At 61.5% G+C, this 2,560-nt stretch carries 1 protein-coding gene; it reads right to left on the bottom strand.

Annotated elements, in window-relative coordinates; translation table 11 throughout:
• Nucleotides 1-2,560 (bottom strand): hypothetical protein (locus ACZM96_RS10560; protein WP_489489013.1); only part of this gene is annotated, 2,560 nt, incomplete at both ends.

Raw genomic sequence — 2,560 nt, 5'->3', positions numbered from 1 at the left:
CGGGAGCTGCTGCACGGTTTTACGGCCGGGGCGGCAGAGCTTCATCATGGCGTTGAGGTAGTCGCGGCGCTTGTCGAGATAGAAGGCCAGAGGCTGGGAGAAGTTGCGTCCCACAAGGCCGTCCACGAAAAGCTGACTGATGTCGCGTTCGCGCAGAAGCACGAGCTGCGAGCGGGCGAACACGGTTCTGTCGGCCTGACTCATGTTCTTCACCAGGCGGCGAAAGGCGTCCTGAGCGCGGGGCTGATAGTACCAGAAGTACATGAGGTCGAGGGCGTTGATGATGAGCGCGAGTTCGAGCTTGCGGGCCTCGCCGGAAACTTCGTCCACGCGGCCTTCGGAGCGGGCCAGCTTGATGAGGATGTCCTCTTCGGGGAAGAGAAGCTCAAGTCTGGTGTAGCAGGCGAACACGCGGGAGATCTTGCCGTCGTAGTCCCAGCGGCGCATGCGGCGGTTGTTCTGACTGTCGGCGTAGCCTTCGATGACGGCGGCCACGGTGTCGGAAGCGAGCTTGGAGATGATGGCCGCACTCGGCACGGAATAGAAGAGCGGGTCTTCCACGCCGCACAAAAGCAGAATGGCCACGAAGGCCTGGTTGTACCAGGACGACACGGGAATGGCGAGAGCGCTGCGGAAGAGGTTGCCTATGGCGGCCTCGCGCGGGAAGCCTCTGTAGATGTTGTGGGTGCAGATGTAGATGGCGTTCACGAAGTTGAGCACGGCGAAGACGATGCCGGGATGCTCGCGCACGCTGAGCCCGCACAGATCCTCGAGCAGCCACACGCGGACGATGACCTCAAGGAGCGCGACGGAAATGCCGGTATACATGAGCGAATCGCAGATGCGGCTGATGCTCACGTGATCCTTCCAGCGCAGCAGGGTGTTGCGCGTGGTGCCGTTGCCGGCCACGACCATCTGAATGATGTTGCGTATGCCCGTGATGCCGAACCATATGAACGTGCCGAACCAGGCGAGGAACCACCAGTCCTGAGTGTAAAGGAAGGAGGCCACCGAGGGAATGAAGCCCGCCATGACCTTGATCCAGTTGGTCACGGTGGTGCTGAGATAGGCGGAGCCGGGCTTGTCTTCCTTGCGGGGTTCCTTGTCTTCGAGCAGGGCGTTGGCCGGGGGCGTGTTGATGCCGCCGAGGCTCACCACGTTGCCCGGACGCTGAATTTCGCTGTTGTCGTCGGGGAGCCAGGCGCGACGCCGGGCCTGCCGGAAGTGGCGAAGCCCGGGCACGTGACGAATGGCGCGGGTGAGACCGGAAACGTTTTCCCTGTCGTCCTCGTAGCTTACGCGTTCCTCGATGCGGGTGTGCACGGGAATTTCGCCCATGTACTCGCTGTTTTCGCGCAGGGTTTTCTTGGCGCGGGAAGGCAGGGTTTCGGTATAGACGAAGCCCATGCCGAAGGAACGGCCGTTGTTGTCGCGCACGGAATTGGAACCGATGCGGCTTTTCAGCGGATTCTTGCGGTAATATTCCCAGAGCGTAGGAATGTTGCTCTGAATGCTGCGGAACTTGGCGGCGCGTTCGATTTCGCCGCTTTCTTCCAGATTGTCGAGAATCTCGTGCACCATCTGCTTGATGCGCGGGCCGCGGCCTTCGTTGAGCACGCGCTGCAGCTCGTTGATGGCGGGCAGATCGTTGAGCAGACCTTCGTGCCAGTCTTTAAGGTTGAACAACTCCAGATGCGTGATGCAGCAGTCGCAGTCGTAGAGCAGTTCGAGCACGTCGCGCACGTTGAGTCCGGCGAGGTTCAGAATGAGGCGGTAGCCGGTGTGCAGAGTGGAGAGCTCCTCCACCATCTGCGCGGGCGAGCGCGTGAACATCACGGGCACGTCTTCCTGCTTCACGCCGATTTCGGGCAGATCCGAGCCCTCAAGCCAGTCTCTGGCAATGACTGCGCTCGTGAGGTTCTCAAGTTCCAGAATCTCGCGTTCGGCGGCGCCGTCGTCGTCCTGACCGGCGGCCACGCGTTTCTTGAGCTCCTGGGCGCGAATCTTAGCAAAGGGCAGCACGTGACCGTGCATGCACTCGGCCAGATGCTCGAACGAAGGCTGACCGAGACCCACGCAGGCCATGAGGCGACCGGCCTTGATTTCGGGTATTTCCGTGCCCCATGCCCGGGAAAGTTCCTTGCGCTTGCCCTCGTTCCAGCGATCGAGAGCGTCGAGCGTGCGGGCCTTGCGCCATTCCACGGCCTCGCGGCCCTGCGCGGTGAGGGCCTGCATCTTGTCCGACTCCAGAAATTCGAGGAAGTCTCCGGACGCGCTGAAGCCGCGCGGCACCCACACCATGCTCACGTAGCGCCCGCGGAACGGACAGCGCACCTCAAGACCCACGCGCACATGAATGCCCATGATGGCCGCGGCGTCGAGAATTTCCCTGGCGGCCGCGTAGTCTATGTAGTTGGAATACACCACCGTGAGATAGCGCAAACCCTTGATCCAGGCATCCATGATGAGATGCGTGGGCGTCTTGCGACCGCGCGAATGGGCGTCGTACACATGATCGTCGAAGGAAAGCTGATTCCATTCCTCCGGCATTTCCGGCAGA

The organism is Mailhella sp. (genome assembly GCF_057866825.1).
The sequence above is the reverse complement of the archived record's forward strand: the minus strand, read 5'-3'. Positions and strand labels throughout refer to the sequence as shown.